Below are 15,275 nucleotides of genomic sequence, written 5' to 3' on the forward strand. Positions count from 1 at the left end.
CCCTTGACCGCGCTCGGCGCGGTGTCCTCAGTCGCCGGACGGGCTGGATTTCACGGAAGGTGGGTTCGTAGCCTGCGGGCCCCGGTCATCTGCGAGCTGCGGAATCACGAGCCCCGGCCCGCGGATCCAGCCCGTTGGGGGCACCTCTGGGGGCTCCCCCGGACGGAGTCCGGGGGAGGTGGCCGGGGGAGTTCGAGGACGCGGCCGCAGGCCACCCCCGCCGCAGGCGGCAACGGCGGGACAGCCGGGGGGCTGGGGCACGTGCCCCAGCCCGGGAAGGGGCGGGCAGGGGAAAAGCCCGCCGCAGGCGCAACGCGCCCGCACCCCGACGCCACTCACCCACCGAACACCGCCCGATACTCGGCCGCACGACGCCACAACTCCTCATGCGTACCCACCGCGCGGACGCGCCCGCCCTCCAGCCACGCGACGGCGTCCGCGCGGGCCGCCGTCGACGCGCGGTGGGCGACGACGAGCCGGGTGCGGGCGGCGACGTCGCGGACGAGGGCCGTCGCGACCTCGTGCTCCGTGACCGTGTCGAGGCTGGAGGTCGCGTCGTCCAGGATCAGGACGCGCTCCGCGTGGGCGAACGCCCTGGCCAGGCCGAGGCGTTGGGCCTCGCCGCCGGAGAGGGGCGCCTCGGCGCAGGGGGTGGCGTAGCCCCTCGGGAGCCTGCGGACGAAGCCGTCCGCGGACGCGGCGCGGGCCGCGGCCGTCACCGCGCCGGGGCCCGGGTCGCGCACGCCGAAGGCCAGCGTGCCGCCGATCGTGCCGCCCAGCAGGGCGGGCCGTTCGAAGGCGTAGCCGACCGCGCGCCGCAGTTCGTCGTGGCCCAGCTCCGGCAGCGGGATCCCGTCGAGGGTGACCACGCCGGAGTCCGGGTCGGCCAGCCGTCCGGCGAGCGTGGCCAGGACCGACTTCCCGGTGCCGGAGCGGCCGACGACGGCCAGTGAGGTGCCGCCCGGCACGATCAGGTCGAGGTCGCGCAGGACGTGCCTGCCGCCGCGCACGGCGCCGACGCCGCGCAGTTCCAGCGTGCCGTCACCGGGCGGCAGTCGGCGGACCCTCGGCCCGTACGGCAGCGGCGGCACGGCGAGGACGTCGGCGACGCGGCCGGCGGCGGCGCGGGCGCGGACCGCCGCGTTGAGGTGGCCGACGAGCATGCCGACGCCCGTGGCGAGCACCGCGTAGCGGGAGGCGGCGAGCAGGTCGCCGACGCTCAGCAGGCCCTGGTTCAGGCGCAGTCCGGCGACGGCGAGGACGGCGATCTGCAGGAGCGGCACGACGGTGACGGCCTGGGCCGCGGCCCGGCCCTGGACCCGCCACATGCGGTGCCCCTGGTGGGAGAGGCCGGGGAGCGGTGCCAGGATCCGTTCGCGCTCGCGGCCGGCGGTCCCGGCGGCGGCGATCGTCCGGGCTCCGCCGACGGCTTCCACGAGCCGTCCGGCGATGTCCCCCTGGAGCTGCTGGTACCGCGCGACGCAGTCGGAGGCGGCGCGGGCCAGGGCCCGCAGCAGCAGGGCCAGCAGGGGCGCCCCGGCGAGGAAGGCGACGGCGAGCCAGGGGTCGATCAGGCCGAGGGCGACGATGGCGCCGAGGGGGGCCACGGCGGAGGAGGCGGCTCCGGCGAGCGTGGTGGGGGCGGTGCCCGCGTCGGCGGCGTTGCCGACGAGCCGGGTGACGAGGTCGCCGGGTGCGAAGCGGGCGGTGGCGCGGGGCCCGGCGGCGAGGAGGTGGCGCAGCAGGCGGTGGCGGAGCCAGGCGGTGGAGCGCGCGGTGGTGGTGCCGGTGAGCAGGCCGTCGAGCGCGTCGAGGGCGGCGGGCGCGCAGATGAGGGCGGTGCACAGGAGGACCCAGCCGCTCGCGGCGCCGGCGCGCCGGGCGAGGAGGATGTCGAGGGTGTGGCCGAGGGCGGCGGGCAGGGCGAGGGCCACGCCGGAGGAGGCGAGGGCGAGGAGGGTGAGGGCGGTGGCCCGTACGGCGCTGTGGCGGGCGGTGTCGAGCAGCACCTGGTCCCCGGCGGACAGGGGCCGGGCCTTCCGGTGTGCCGCGGCGCGGCGCGGCTCCCGCTGCGCGGTCCCCGGGAGTTCGTGCGCGTTCTCCGTCCGCACTGCCCGTCGTCACCTCCGTCGTGCGCCCGGGCGGGCCCTCCCGCGTGGGGAAGGTCCGCCCGGGCCCGGTCACATCCCGTGGGACGTCGTGGACAGTCGCGTCACACGCAGAGGATGACGCTCGCGTTGCTGACACAGGAGAGCAGGCTGACGGTGCTCGCACCGCCGCCGCCACCGCCGTGCAGCTCTTCGGAGTCCATGTTCTGCAGGTCGAGAAGTGCCATGATCGTTCCTTTCGTGGGGACGGGTTCTTGCTCTTTCACGACTCCACAACGGCATGGAGCCGGCTCTTGGGCGCCCGCAGGGGCGGCAGGAACGGGAGCTGGGCGGTGCCGCCGTGGGCCGCGCCCAGGGCGAGGAGACAGCCCGCCGTTCCGGTGGTGAGGTCCATGGACAGGCGCATCATCTGGTGCCCGGGGAAGGCGAGTTCGCCTTCGTAGGCCATGGCGAACCAGGAGAGGGCCCGCACCTGGGCGGCCAGGTCCTCCTGGGTGGCGCCCGGTGTCGTGGTGCGGCTGAGGTGCAGGATCATCCCGGCGCGGCCCTGGAAGAGGCCGGGCTGCGCGTAGAAGCGGGAGCGGGCCGCCATGAGGATGCCCTCGCGCGCGTCGGTGAGGACCGGGTCGGGGTCGGGGCACAGGGCGAGGTAGTCGTCGAGGGCCATGCCGATGCCCACGCTGCCGTCGCCGAGGTAGGGCATGATCCGCCAGCCCTCGTCGACTTCGAGTGCGCCGTTGTCCCGCCGTACGCAGCGGTCGAGGTCCGCCCGCAGGGCCGTTCCGGCGAGGTCGAGCAGGGCGGGGGCGCGGGTGCGCTCGTACAGCCGCAGGAAGAGCAGTGCCTGGCCGGCGCTGCCGCGGGTGAGCCCGGCGCGGCGCCGGTCCCGGCCGGCGGCCGGTGCCGCGTCGGCACTCAGCCGGTCGGCGAGGAGCTGGGCGGCCTCCATCGCGTGGTCGTGGAGCTGCCGTTCGCCCGTGGCCGACGCGAGGTGGTCGAGGGCGAGGCCGATGCCGGCCAGCCCGCTCTTGAGGTCGGAGGCGAGGCGCTGCCACCTCTCGTCGAGCAGGGTCCCGGTGAGGTCGAGGGCGCGGCGGGTGTGGCCGAGGCGGTCGAGGGTGAGGGCGACCCCGGCGATGCCGTCGTAGAGGCCGAGCGGGGTGCCGGGCGGCAGCGGGTCGGTGTGGTCGAGCAGCCACCGCTCGCCCGCTTCGTAGCGCTCCGCGCCCGTCTCGGCGAGGGCGTGCAGCACTCCGGCGGCGCCGTGCGCGAGCCCGAGGCCACCGCCGTCGCCGAACTGCGCGATGTCACCGGGGAACAGCCGGTCGTCGCGGTCGGGTGTCGCGGAGGCGAGGATCGCGCGGACCATCGAGTCGCGGGCGCGCGGCCAGTCGTCCGTGGCGGGCAGCGCGGCCGTGGCGGCGGCCCGGGCCGTACGCGCCGGTGTGCCGGGCGCGGCGTCGCGGGTGATCTCGGCGACCGCCTCGTCGAGGAACTCCCGTGGCACGGGGAACTGTTCCGCGATCACCTCGGCCAGGTGCGCGGCCTTGCCCCGGTCGATGACGAACAGCGTGGTGACGGGCATGAACAGCGCGAGCCGCAGGCAGGCCAGGGCGTAGCGGTCCACGTCGGGGCCCCTGCGGTCCGGCGGCGCGAAGAAGCCGGGGTGGGCGACGACCTGGCGGCCGTGCTCGGCGGCGGGGGCGGCGGCCTCGAAGTCGATGAGGGCGACGGAGCGTTCGTCGGGCGCGACCATGATGTTGAACATGTGCAGGTCGTTGAAGACCAGCCCCCTGCCGTGCACGGCGGTGACCGCCTCCTCGACCGCGCGGTGGATGCGCAACGCCCAGGCCGTGTATTCGGCCATGGCGGCGGGGTCGGGCTCGGCCGTGAGGAGCGGGTGGCGCTCGGCGAAGAAGGAGTTGAGGGTGCGGCCCTCGATGAAGTCCATGACGAGGAAGCGGTGGTCGCCGAGCGTGAACCAGTCGCGGACCTCGGGGGCGACGCCGAGGCCCGTCAGCCGCTCCAGCGCGGTCTTCTCGCGCTCCAGCCGGGCCACGGCGTCGGCGCCGTCGGAGGCGAGCCCGGCGTGCGGGCGGCCTTCCTTGAGGACGACCTTGCGGCCGTCGCGGGTGTCGGTGCCCGTATAGACGCCGCCGCCGTTGGAGAAGTGCAGGGCCTTCTCGATGCGGTACGGCAGGTCGCCGACGGTGGTGGCGTTGCGTGCCGCGAGGTGGGGTTCGAGGAAGGCGGGGAGGGTGACCCAGGAGGGCACCTGGAAGGCGGGGGTGCGCTCGTCGGGCACGAGCCGGCCCTCGGCGTTCTCGACGGCGGGCACGAGCGTGCCGCGGTCGTCGACGCAGAAGCGGCGGGCGAAGGCGCCGTAGCGGACGTAGAGCGGGCCCTCGTGCCAGCGCAGGTCGGTGAGGACGTACGGGCCGGGGCGGCCGCCGATGACCGCGTGCAGCTCGGTGAGCGTGGCGCGCAGCTGCTCCTCGCCGTCGGGGTAGATCGTGATGAACTTCCCGCTGTGGTCGCGCCCGGCGTATTTGGTGTTGCGCAGGTGCAGCAGGTGCGGGCCGGGCACGAACTTGAAGGGGATGCGCCGCTCGACGCAGTAGTCCCAGACGTCGGCGGCGGTCTTGTCCGCGGTGTCCGCCGTGGCGGAGACGTGGATCTTCCAGCCCTGGAGCGGCTGTCCGGGGCGGGGCTCGCCGGTGGCGTCCAGCGGCTGGAGGTGGAGCCAGTCGCCGCTGCGCGCGGTGCCCCAGCCGGCCGGGACCGGGCGCCGCGCGGTCTCGAACAGCGCGCTCGGACCCGCCCCCTCGGCGCCCTCCCCGGCTGAGGGCAAGCGGTCCGGGGTCTCGTAGAAGTGCCTGTCGGCCAGGCAGTAGACCTCGTACCGCTTGTCCATCGGTCGCCCCCCTCGGCTGTGTTGCGTCGAGATTTCCACGGCGCGCGGGGGCGGGCCAGTCCCAACTGTCATGAACAGGCAGTGCGGAACTCATGAGTAACCGTTGAGAGGGATCCGGGAGTTGATCCGGGAGGGACGAGGGGCCTGTACGAGGGCTACGAGGCGGGCAAGTGGATCATCTTGTGCTCCAGATAGGCCGCGAAGCCCTCGGGGCCGAACTCCCGGCCCAGCCCGGAGTTCTTGTAGCCGCCGAAGGGGCCGAGCATGTCGAGGCTGAAGGTGTTCACGGAGTAGGTGCCGGTGCGCACGCGGCGGGCGATGGCGATGCCGCGCTCGACATCGGCGGTCCAGACGCTGCCGGAGAGGCCGTAGTCGGAGTCGTCGGCGATGCGCACGGCCTCCTCCTCGTCCTCGTAGGGCAGCAGGCAGATGACGGGGCCGAAGATCTCCTCGCGGGCGATCCGCATGGAGTTGGTGACCTCGCCGAAGAGGGTGGGCTCGACGTACCAGCCGCGGGCGGGCGCCGCCGGGCGGCCGCCGCCCGCGAGGACCTTGGCGCCCTCGCGCTGTCCGAGCGCGATGTAGTCCAGGGAGCGGCGCTGTTGCCGCTGAGCGACGAGGGGGCCGACCTGGGTGGCGGGGTCGAGGGGGTCGCCGACGACGAGGGCGTCGGCGGCCGCGGCGAAGCGCCCGGCCAGCTCGTCGTAGTGGACGCGGGGGACGAGGATGCGGGTCTGCGCGACGCACGCCTGGCCGTTGTTCATCCAGGCGCTGGGCACGATGCCCGCGACGGCGGCCTCCAGGTCGGCGTCGGGGAGGATGATCGCGGCGGACTTCCCGCCGAGTTCCAGGGTGACGCGGGTGAGGTTGCGGGCGGCGACCTCCATGACGCGCTTGCCGGAGGCGACCGACCCGGTGAAGGACACCTTGTCGACCCCGGGGTGCCCGACGAGGTACTCCCCCGTCGCGCGCCCGGCGGGCAGGATCGACAGGACGCCCTCCGGCAGCCCGGACTCCGCCGCGATCTCGGCGAGGACGCAGGCGTCGAGCGGCGTCTCGGGGGACGGCTTGAGCACCACCGAGCAGCCCGTGAGCAGCGCGGGCGCGAGCTTCGCGGCGGCCACGAACTGCGGGACGTTCCAGGGGACGATCGCCGCGGCCACCCCGACGGGCTCGCGCCGCACCAGCAGCGGCCCGAGCACCCCGTCCCGCCGCTCCTCGTACGGGATCTCGCGGGCGACGCCGATCGCGCAGTCCCACACCATCATCGCGCCGAGCGCCTGCGCGAGGACGCTCCACGAGCGGGGCGAGCCGTTCTGCGCGGAGATGACCTCGGCGATCTCCTCGTGGCGGGCGGCGATGCCGTCCTTGATCCGGGTGACGACCTCGATCCGCTCGGCGAGCGGCCGGTCGGCCCAGACGCCGGAGTCGAAGGCGGTACGGGCGGCGGCGACGGCCCGGTCGACGTCCTCCCGGCCGGCGTGGGGCACGCGCCCGATGACCTCCTCGGTGTGCGGGGAGACGACCTCGATGGTGTCGGTCCCGGCGGGGTCGGTCCACGTGCCGCCGACGAAGAGCTTGCGGTGCTCGATGAATCCGGTCATGTCCGGTCGCCTCCGGCGCGGTTGCGGAGCTCGGCGCATCTTCTGACGCCACGTCAGAACTGTTACCAGTTCCCGCCACGGCGGGCAATGGCGACGGGGGCGCGCCGCGGCCGCGGCCACCCGCCCCCGGCCCGGGCGCCCGCGGCGGCCCGTACCGCTGTGTGACCGCTCACACAGCGGTACGGGCCGCCGCCGCATCGGCGGCTAAAGTGTCCGTGACAACTTCATCCCGCCTCGGAACGGGGAAAGCCGGTGCGAATCCGGCGCTGACCCGCAACCGTCACTACGGCCCGCCACGGCACGGCCGTACGAGCCGGACCACCCGGGCCAGGCGGCAGGCTCCCGGATCCGGTCGCGCCGCACCGCGGCGCCGCCCGGTCCACCGGCACCGTCGAGGTATGCGGAGCCGAGCCCGGTGCCACCGCGGAGCGAACCGCGGAGGGGCTGCCGTGCGCGGCTGTGACGCCCGTACCCCCTCGTACGCCGGCGACGCCGGTCCACCGCAGTGACACCCACCGAGAGGCACACCGACCCCATGGCCCCCTCCCTCGCCGTCCACGCGCGCCGCGGCGCCGCGGTCCTGGCCACCGCCGCCGTCCTGAGCGCGGGCCTGGCACCGGCCGCGTCCGCCGACGCGTCCCCGTCCCCGGCGGCCCCCGGCCTGTTCGGCTCCTCGGACCCGAAGTTCGACGGTGTCTTCCGGCAGTCCCTGGCCCTCCTCGCGCAGCACACGGCGGGCGTGGCGTCCCCGAAGCCCGCCGTCGACTGGCTGGCCGGGCAGCAGTGCGCGGACGGCGGCTTCACCGCCTACCGCGCCGACGCCGGCAAGGCGTGCGACGCGAAGACCCCGCTCGACAGCAACGCGACGGCCGCCGCCGTCCAGGCGCTCGCCGCGCTCGGCGGGCACGGCGGCGCCGTGACCAAGGCCGTGGGGTGGCTGAAGTCCACGCAGAACGAGGACGGCGGCTGGGCCTACAACCCCGGCGGCCCGAGCGACGCCAACTCCACCTCGATCGTGATCGGCGCGCTGGCGGCGGCGGGCGAGGACCCCCGGAAGGTGACCTCCAAGCGGGGCGCCTCGGCCTACGACGGGCTCGTCACCTTCGGGCTGGGCTGCGACGTCGACGAGGCGGACCGCGGCGCCTTCGCCTATCAGCCCGACAAGTCCGGCAAGCTCGCCGCCAACGCCGACGCCACGGCCGCGGCCGCCCTCGCCGGGCTCGGCAAGGGCTACGCCGTGCCGCCCGCCGGCAAGGACAACACCGACCCGAAGCCGCTGTCCTGCAAGGGCGACGAGGCCGGGACGTCCGACCCGAAGGCCGCGGCCGACGCGGCGTCCGCGTACCTCGCGCGGGTCATGGACAAGGAGCAGGACGGCCCGCACCTGGTCGCCGCCCAGCCCGGTGCCGACAAGCCCGCCCCCGACTACGGCAACACCGCCGAGGCCGTCATCGCCCTCGCCGCGGGCGGTCACCGCGACGCCGCGGCCAAGCCGCTGAAGTGGCTGGAGCGGAACTCCGCGGCCTGGGCCAGGCAGGCGGGCCCCGCCGCCTACGCCCAGCTCGTCCTCGCCGCGCACGCGGCGGGCGCGGACCCGCGCGACTTCGGCGGCGCGGACCTCGTCTCCCAGCTCACCGCGACGGGCCCGAAGGCGGAGGCCGCCGCCTCGCCCTCGGAGAAGAAGGAGCAGGACGAGAAGAAGGACGAGAAGAAGAAGGACGACAAGGGCCTGGGCGTCTGGTGGGTCGTCGGCGTCTTCTTCGTCGCGAGCGTCGGCGCGGGCTTCCTGCTGAGCGGCCGCAAGAAGAAGAACCAGCTGTGAGGGCCGGGCACCGGTCCCTGGCCGCCCTGCTGCTCGCCGGGATCCTCGCCGCCCTCACCGTCGCGCCCGCCCAGGCGGCGGGCTACCGCTACTGGTCCTTCTGGGAGGGCCAGGGCAAGGAATGGGCGTACGCCACCCAGGGCCCGGCCACCGCGCGTCCCGCCGACGGCGACACCATCGGCTTCCGCTTCGCCATGAGCGAGGACTCGAAGGACGCCGCGAAGCCGCGCACCGCCCCCGACTTCGGGGCGGTGTGCGACCGGACGCCCGCCGAGGACGGCGACAAGCGCGTGGCCGTCGTCCTGGACTTCGGCACGCCCGCCGACGCGCCCGCCGGCGAGACCCCGCCCCCGGCGCGTACGGCGTGCGCGCAGGTCGGCAAGGACGCCGGCGCGGCTGACGCGCTCGCGGCCGCCGCCAAGCCGCTGCGCTACAACTCCGCGGCGCTGCTGTGCGCCATCGCGGGCTACCCGAAGTCGGGCTGCGGTGAGCAGGCGAGCGGCAAGAAGGACACGGAGAGCACGAAGCCGGAGGCCACGTCCTCGAAGTCCTCCGGCGGCGGCCCCTCGGCCGGGCTGATCGGCGGTATCGCCGCCGTGGTCGTCCTCGGCGCCGCCGGGGTGTGGCAGGCCCGCCGCCGCAAGCGCGGATGAGCGCGGGCGTGCGGGGCGAGGGGCCGCGGCCGGTGACACAGGTCCTGCGCGGACCGGGTGGCCGGCTGCCCCGCCGTACCCACCCGGCGGCGGAGGCCGCCCCCGCCGCGCACCGCGCCCACCGCGCCGACGCGCTGCACGCCGGGGCCTGGTGGGTGTGGGCGCTCGGGCTGGCCACCGCCGCGTCGCGCACCACCAACCCCCTGCTGCTCGGGCTGCTCGTCGGGGTCGCCGGCTACGTCGTGGCGGCACGGCGGACGGACGCGCCGTGGGCGCGCTCCTACGGCGCGTTCCTCAAGCTCGGGCTGGCCGTCATCGGCATCCGGCTGGTGTTCGCGGTCGTGCTGGGCTCCCCGATCCCCGGCACGCACATCCTGCTCACCCTCCCGGAAGTGCCGCTCCCGGACTGGGCGCGGGGCGTGCGGATCGGCGGCCGGGTGAGCGCCGAGGGCCTGGTCTTCGCGCTGTACGACGGGCTGAAGCTGGCCACCCTGCTGATCTGCGTCGGCGCGGCCAACGCGCTCGCCAACCCGGCCCGGCTGCTGAAGTCCCTGCCGGGCGCGCTCTACGAGGCGGGCGTCGCGATCGTCGTCGCCATGACCTTCGCCCCGAACCTCGTCTCCGACGTCCAGCGGCTGCGCGCCGCGCGCCGCCTGCGCGGCCGCCCCGACCGCGGCCTCAAGGCCCTGCTCCAGGTGGGGCTGCCGGTGCTGGAGGGCGCGCTGGAGCGTTCGGTGGCGCTGGCCGCGGCGATGGACGCCCGGGGCTACGGCCGCACCGCCCACGTGCCGCCCGCCGTCCGGCACACGACGACGGCGCTGACGCTGGGCGGGCTGCTCGGCGTCTGCGCGGGCACCTACGGCCTGCTCGGTGACGTGGGCGCGGGCTACGGCCTGCCGGTGCTGCTCGCCGGGCTCGCCGCCGCGCTGGCCGGGCTGTGGCTGGGCGGCCGCCGCTCGGTCCGCACGCGCTACCGCCCGGACCGCTGGGGCGTGCGCGCCTGGCTGGTCTCCGGCGCGGGCGTCGCGGTCGCGGCCCTGATGATCCACGCGAACTCCTGCGCGCCCGCCGCCCTCCACCCGCCCGCCGTCCCCCTGACGGCACCCGAACTGCCGCTCTGGCCCGCGGCGTCGGTCCTGCTGGGCCTGATCCCGGCCTTCGCGGCACCGGCCCCCGCCACCCGCACCCCGTCCGAGGAGGACCCGCAGTGATCCGGTTCGAGCAGGTGTCGGTCACGTACGACGACACCGCCGCGCCCGCGCTCGGCGGGGTCGACCTCACCGTGCCCGAGGGCGAGCTGTGCCTGCTCGTCGGCCCGTCCGGGGTCGGCAAGTCGACACTGCTGGGCACGGTCAGCGGGCTCGTACCGCACTTCACCGGCGGCACGCTGCACGGCCGCGTCACCGTCGCGGGCCGCGACACCCGCACGCACAAGCCGCGCGAACTCACCGACGTGGTGGGCACGGTGGGCCAGGATCCGCTGGCCCACTTCGTCACCGACACGGTCGAGGACGAGCTCGCGTACGGCATGGAGTCCCTCGGCGTCGCGCCCGCCGTGATGCGCCGCCGGGTGGAGGAGACCCTGGACCTGCTGGGTCTCGCCACCCTGCGCGACCGGCCGATCGCCACCCTCTCCGGAGGCCAGCAGCAGCGCGTGGCCATCGGCTCGGTGCTGACCACCCACCCGAAGGTGCTGGTGCTCGACGAGCCGACGTCCGCGCTCGACCCGGGCGCGGCGGAGGAGGTGCTGGCCGTGCTCCAGCGCCTCGTCCACGACCTGGGCACGACGGTGCTGATGGCCGAGCACCGCCTGGAGCGTGTGGTGCAGTACGCGGACCGGGTCATCCTGCTGCCCGCGCCCGGCGCGGCACCGGTCGCCGGCGACCCGGCGGAGATCATGGCGGTCTCGCCGGTCCACCCGCCGGTGGTGGCCCTGGGCAAGCTGGCGGGCTGGTCGCCACTGCCTCTGTCGGTACGGGACGCGCGGCGGCGGGCGGGGGCGCTGAAGGAACGTCTCGGCTCGTCCGCGCCCGCCGGGAACACGGAGCCGGCCGCGGCCGGGAAGGAGCGGACGGAGGACGAGCCCCCCGCCCGGATCTCCGGCCTCACCGTCCGCCACGCGCGCCTCACCGCCCTGCGCGACGTCGACCTGACCGTACGGCCCGGCGAGATAACCGCCCTCATGGGCCGTAACGGCGCCGGAAAGTCCACCCTCCTGCGCACCCTCGTCGGCGCCCACCGCCCCACCGGCGGATCCGTGCGCGTCGGCGGCCTGAAGCCGCACGCCACGGCCCCCGCCGAACTCCTGCGCCACGTGGGCCTCGTACCGCAGGAACCGCGCGACCTGCTGTACGCGGACACCGTCGCCGGGGAGTGCGAGGCGGCGGACGGCGACGCGCGGGCCGCGCCCGGCACCTGCCGGGACCTGGTCTCCGAGCTGCTGCCCGGCGTGGCCGACGCGACGCACCCCCGGGACCTCTCCGAGGGCCAGCGCCTCGCGCTCGCGCTCGCCGTGGTGCTGACGGCCCGCCCGCCGCTGATCCTCCTGGACGAGCCGACGCGCGGCCTGGACTACGCGGCGAAGGAGCGCCTGGTGGAGATCCTGCGCGGGCTGGCCGCCGAGGGCCGGGCGATCGTGCTGGCCACGCACGACGTGGAGCTGGCGGCGGAGCTGGCGCACCGGGTCGTCGTGATCGCCGACGGCGAGGTCGTCGCGGACGGCCCGACGGCGGAGGTCGTGGTCGCGTCCCCCGCCTTCGCCCCCCAGGTGGCGAAGATCCTGGCGCCGCTGCCGTGGCTGACGGTCCCGCAGGTGCGCGGTGCGCTGGAAGCTCCGGAGGGGACGGCGTGAAGGGGAACCCCGAGCGGCCGCGCGCGGACCGCCAGGCGCCGGCGGCGGGGTCCGGGTCGCGAGGACGTGCCGGGCGCCCGCGCGGCGTCGACCGTCAGGCGCGAGCCGTCCGCCTCGGCCCGCGTTCCGTCACCGCGCTCGCCCTGATCTCCGCGATCGGCGTCATGGCCTTCGGCTGGCCGCTGCTCGCCGACTCCGCGTCCGGGCTCGCCCACTCCAAGGACGCGCCGTGGCTGTTCGCCGCGCTGCTCCCGCTGCTGCTGGCCGTCGTGGCGGCCACGATCGCCGACACCGGCCTGGACGCGAAGGCCATCGCGATGCTCGGCGTGCTGGCGGCGGCGGGCGCGGCGCTGCGGCCGCTGGGCGCGGGCACGGCCGGGATCGAGCCGATGTTCTTCCTGATGGTCCTCTCGGGCCGGGTCCTGGGCCCGGGCTTCGGCTTCGTGCTGGGCTCGGTCTCGATGTTCGCGTCGGCGCTGCTGACGGGCGGCGTGGGGCCGTGGATGCCGTTCCAGATGCTGGCGATGGGCTGGGTGTCGATGGGCGCGGGCCTGCTCCCGGGCCCGGACCGGCTGCGGGGCCGCGGCGAGGTGCTGCTGCTCGCCGCGTACGGCGCGGTGGCGTCCCTCTGCTACGGCACGGTGATGAACCTCCAGGGCTGGCCGTACATCGGCTCCCTGGCCACGGGCGTCTCCTTCGTCCCCGGAGACCCGCTGCCGGAGAACCTGGGGCGCTTCGTCGCCTACTGCCTGGCGACGTCCCTCGGCTGGGACCTCCCGCGCGCGGTCGTGACGGTCGTCGGCACGCTCGCCCTGGGCCCGACGATCCTGAAGGCGCTGCGGCGCGCGACGCGGCGGGCGGCGTTCGAGGCGCCGGTGGGGTTCACCGGGCCTCTGGGCTAGCGCAGCTCCTTGCCCATCCACACCTCGGCGTAGGGGTTTTCCTCAGGGGTGTTGTAGCGGGGTACGGGGACGAACCCGTGCCGGGCGTACAGCGCGATCGCCTCCACCAGATCCTTCCGGGAGTCCAGCACGATCCGCTCCGCGCCCCACTCCCGGGCGACGCCCTCGGCCGCGGCGAGCAGCGCGGGCGCGGCCCCGAGCCCGCGCACGGCGGGCCGCACGAACATCCGCTTCAACTCGGCGGTCCCGCGCTCCCGGTCGAACCACCGCAGCCCCAGACACCCCGCGGGCTCCCCGTCCCGCCGAGCGATCAGCAGCACCCCGCGGGGCGGGGCGAGATCGTCGTGCGGCTCCTCGGCGACATACCCCTGGACTTCCTCGCGCGTGGTGGTGCGGCCTTCGTGGAGCAGGAACCAGCGATCGGCGATCTCGGTCATGTACTCCCGCATCAGGGCCACGGCCTCAGGGGAACGAACGGACTGCGGGGCGACGGTCCATGCGGTGGTGCTGTTCATGACGGCATGCTCGCACGGGGGGCTTCGGGGGTGCGTGGGGGTTTCACTGCCCCTGCGGCACGGCATGATCCAGCCGCCAGTGGTTACGGAACCGGCTCAGGGCGTCGGCCTCCGCACCCGTGCGCTCCCCCGCCGCGCACGCTTCGCGCCAGGCCGCGTCCAGCTCGGCGCACCGGGCGCAGCCCGCCCCGCGGTCGCTGTTGGCCAGGGCGCGGAACGCGGCCCGCTCCGCGCTCATGGCGAGCCGCAGCGCGTCGGCGGGCACTTCCCATTCGAGTCCCCCGCCGGGCGTGCGCACCCGCACGCGGGAGCCGCGATGGCCGATCACTTGGGCCACTCTGTCCTCCCGCGTATCCACCACGTACGCGCCCACTCGATACGTCACGGTGCCCGTTCCTCCTGCGAGATGCCGCCTGACCTGCTCTTACCGCTACGTAACCGCACGACTGCGCAGAGCGGTACCGTTGGGCGGAGAGCGACACTTGAATCCCTTGAAAGTCCGCAGGCGCACGTGGAGTTGATGGGTATGGCAGAGCGGAAGAACGAGGGCCCGGCCCGGCTGCTGGCCGAGAGCCGCTGGACCTACCGCCAGTTCGCCATGGCGGTCAACCGGCTGGGGACCGAGACCGGCACTCCCGTGAAGTACGACGAGTCGTCCGTGCACCACTGGCTGGGCGGCACCCTGCCGAGGAAGGCCGTACGGCCTCTCGTCCTGGAAGCCCTGGCACGCAGACTGGCCCGCCCCATCACGCACGCCGACGCGGGCTTCCCTCCGGCCGAACGGCAGCCCGCCGAGCCCACGGACACGGTGGAGGGCCTGGTCGACCTCGGACGGCTGGACATGGATCCGTCCCGGCGAGGCGTCCTGGGAGCCGGTCTCTTCTCGGTGGCCCTGACGATCCCGGGCTGGCAGGACGTCGTGGGGCGCGCGGAGGCCGTCCAGGGCGGGCGGGCCGCGCGTATCGGGTGGCCGGAGGTCGACATGGTGGTCGCGATGACGGAGCGCGTGTCGTCCCTCGACGATCAGTTCGGAGGCCGCCACGCCCGCCCCATGGCAGCCGCCTTCGCCGTCAACACCGTGGCCGCGTATCTCCGCGCCGACGCCCCCGACGACGTCCGCAAAGGAATACTGTCAGCCGCCTCCGACCTCTGCTATCTGACGGGGTACATGGCCGTGGACGAGGGATACCACGGGCTCGCGCAGCGCTACTACGTCAAGGCACTGGAGCTGGCCGGCCAGGCGGGCGACCATCTGACCTACTGCACGACGCTCAGGGGGATGAGCGTTCAGGCCGTGGACCTCGGATACGGCCCTCGCGCAAGCAGACTGGCCGACGCGGCCGCCGCGGCGTCACCCCAGGCAGGCCCCCGGATGCGGGCATTCCTCGCCGGGCAGCAGGCCCACGCGGCGGCGCAGTCGGGACACCGCGCCGACGCGCTGCGGTACATCACGGAAGCGGAGATCGCCATGGACAAGGCGGAGTCCAAGGAGAAGGTATTCGGTTCCTACGATCCGTCGTCGCTGCAATATCACGTCAGCCAGGTGCGATACGGGCTGGGCGACGTGCACGGCTCGATCAAGTGCATGCAGGAGGCGGAAGCGCTGCGCTACAGCGTGTACCGCCGGGCCCGCGTCCGCCAGCAGTGCTACCTGGCCGAACGGCAGCTGGAGATCGGACACCTGGAGGCGGCCTGCACCACCTGGCACCGGGTTCTCGACGACTACCCGCTGATGCAGTCCCAACGGTGCGACCAACGGATCGAGATCATGCACTCATTGATCCGCCCCCACCTCAAGAACGCGAAAGCCCGCGAGCTCCACGAGCGCGCGATGACGATAAAGCGGCCGGTGTCCGTGTAGCACCGCGCGGCGAGGAAAGAGGGCGAAACCGACCAGGCCCCGCAT

The 15,275-nt window shown here is 75.0% G+C and carries 12 protein-coding genes; 6 read left to right on the plus strand and 6 right to left on the minus strand.

Annotated features, from left to right (window positions below):
- Positions 1-335: 335 nt before the first annotated feature.
- The 4 genes from ACZ4A5_RS01800 to ACZ4A5_RS01815 form a co-directional block, all read right to left on the minus strand.
- On the minus strand, positions 336-2,027 hold the full coding sequence (locus ACZ4A5_RS01800) for an ABC transporter ATP-binding protein (protein ID WP_467577270.1): 1,692 nt from the start codon (positions 2,025-2,027) through the stop codon (positions 336-338).
- 185 nt (positions 2,028-2,212) lie between these two features.
- Positions 2,213-2,335 carry a SapB/AmfS family lanthipeptide gene (locus ACZ4A5_RS01805; RefSeq protein ID WP_467577116.1) on the minus strand — a complete coding sequence of 41 codons (123 nt, stop codon included), beginning with the start codon at positions 2,333-2,335 and terminating at the stop codon, positions 2,213-2,215.
- A gap of 35 nt (positions 2,336-2,370) precedes the next feature.
- Positions 2,371-5,022, minus strand: coding sequence for a class III lanthionine synthetase LanKC (gene lanKC / locus ACZ4A5_RS01810; protein ID WP_467577119.1), 2,652 nt, complete (start codon positions 5,020-5,022; stop codon positions 2,371-2,373).
- Positions 5,023-5,177: 155 nt separating this feature from the next.
- Positions 5,178-6,626, minus strand: coding sequence for an aldehyde dehydrogenase (locus tag ACZ4A5_RS01815; RefSeq protein WP_467577122.1), 1,449 nt, complete (start codon positions 6,624-6,626; stop codon positions 5,178-5,180).
- A gap of 535 nt (positions 6,627-7,161) precedes the next feature.
- On the opposite strand from ACZ4A5_RS01815, the gene ACZ4A5_RS01820 reads away from it, so the two are divergent.
- The 5 genes from ACZ4A5_RS01820 to ACZ4A5_RS01840 are packed head-to-tail and all read left to right on the plus strand — an operon-like array spanning position 7,162 to position 12,854.
- Positions 7,162-8,448, plus strand: a complete 1,287-nt coding sequence (locus ACZ4A5_RS01820; protein ID WP_467577125.1) for a prenyltransferase/squalene oxidase repeat-containing protein — start codon at positions 7,162-7,164, stop codon at positions 8,446-8,448.
- Entirely contained in the window at positions 8,445-9,101 is a 657-nt protein-coding gene (locus ACZ4A5_RS01825) for an SCO2322 family protein (protein ID WP_467577128.1), read from the plus strand. Before ACZ4A5_RS01820 ends, ACZ4A5_RS01825 begins: the two co-directional genes overlap by 4 nt.
- Positions 9,098-10,312 carry a CbiQ family ECF transporter T component gene (locus ACZ4A5_RS01830; protein WP_467577131.1) on the plus strand — a complete coding sequence of 405 codons (1,215 nt, stop codon included), beginning with the start codon at positions 9,098-9,100 and terminating at the stop codon, positions 10,310-10,312. Before ACZ4A5_RS01825 ends, ACZ4A5_RS01830 begins: the two co-directional genes overlap by 4 nt.
- On the plus strand, positions 10,309-11,952 hold the full coding sequence (locus tag ACZ4A5_RS01835) for an ABC transporter ATP-binding protein (protein ID WP_467577134.1): 1,644 nt from the start codon (positions 10,309-10,311) through the stop codon (positions 11,950-11,952). Before ACZ4A5_RS01830 ends, ACZ4A5_RS01835 begins: the two co-directional genes overlap by 4 nt.
- Positions 11,949-12,854 (plus strand): ECF transporter S component, encoded by a 906-nt coding sequence (locus ACZ4A5_RS01840; RefSeq protein ID WP_467577137.1) that lies wholly within the window; start codon positions 11,949-11,951, stop codon positions 12,852-12,854. The genes ACZ4A5_RS01835 and ACZ4A5_RS01840 overlap by 4 nt, the downstream gene beginning before the upstream one ends.
- Here the strand turns inward: ACZ4A5_RS01840 and ACZ4A5_RS01845 are convergent.
- Positions 12,851-13,369, minus strand: coding sequence for a GNAT family N-acetyltransferase (locus tag ACZ4A5_RS01845; protein ID WP_467577139.1), 519 nt, complete (start codon positions 13,367-13,369; stop codon positions 12,851-12,853). The two genes, ACZ4A5_RS01840 and ACZ4A5_RS01845, sit on opposite strands and share 4 nt — an antisense overlap.
- Positions 13,370-13,412: 43 nt before the next feature.
- On the minus strand, positions 13,413-13,754 hold the full coding sequence (locus tag ACZ4A5_RS01850) for a hypothetical protein (protein ID WP_467577142.1): 342 nt from the start codon (positions 13,752-13,754) through the stop codon (positions 13,413-13,415).
- A 135-nt stretch (positions 13,755-13,889) separates the two neighbouring features.
- Here ACZ4A5_RS01850 and ACZ4A5_RS01855 point away from each other — a divergent pair, with 135 nt between their 5' ends.
- Positions 13,890-15,230, plus strand: coding sequence for a tetratricopeptide repeat protein (locus ACZ4A5_RS01855; protein WP_467577145.1), 1,341 nt, complete (start codon positions 13,890-13,892; stop codon positions 15,228-15,230).
- Positions 15,231-15,275: the final 45 nt, after the last annotated feature.

It is taken from the genome of Streptomyces sp. NPDC025618, assembly GCF_055558795.1.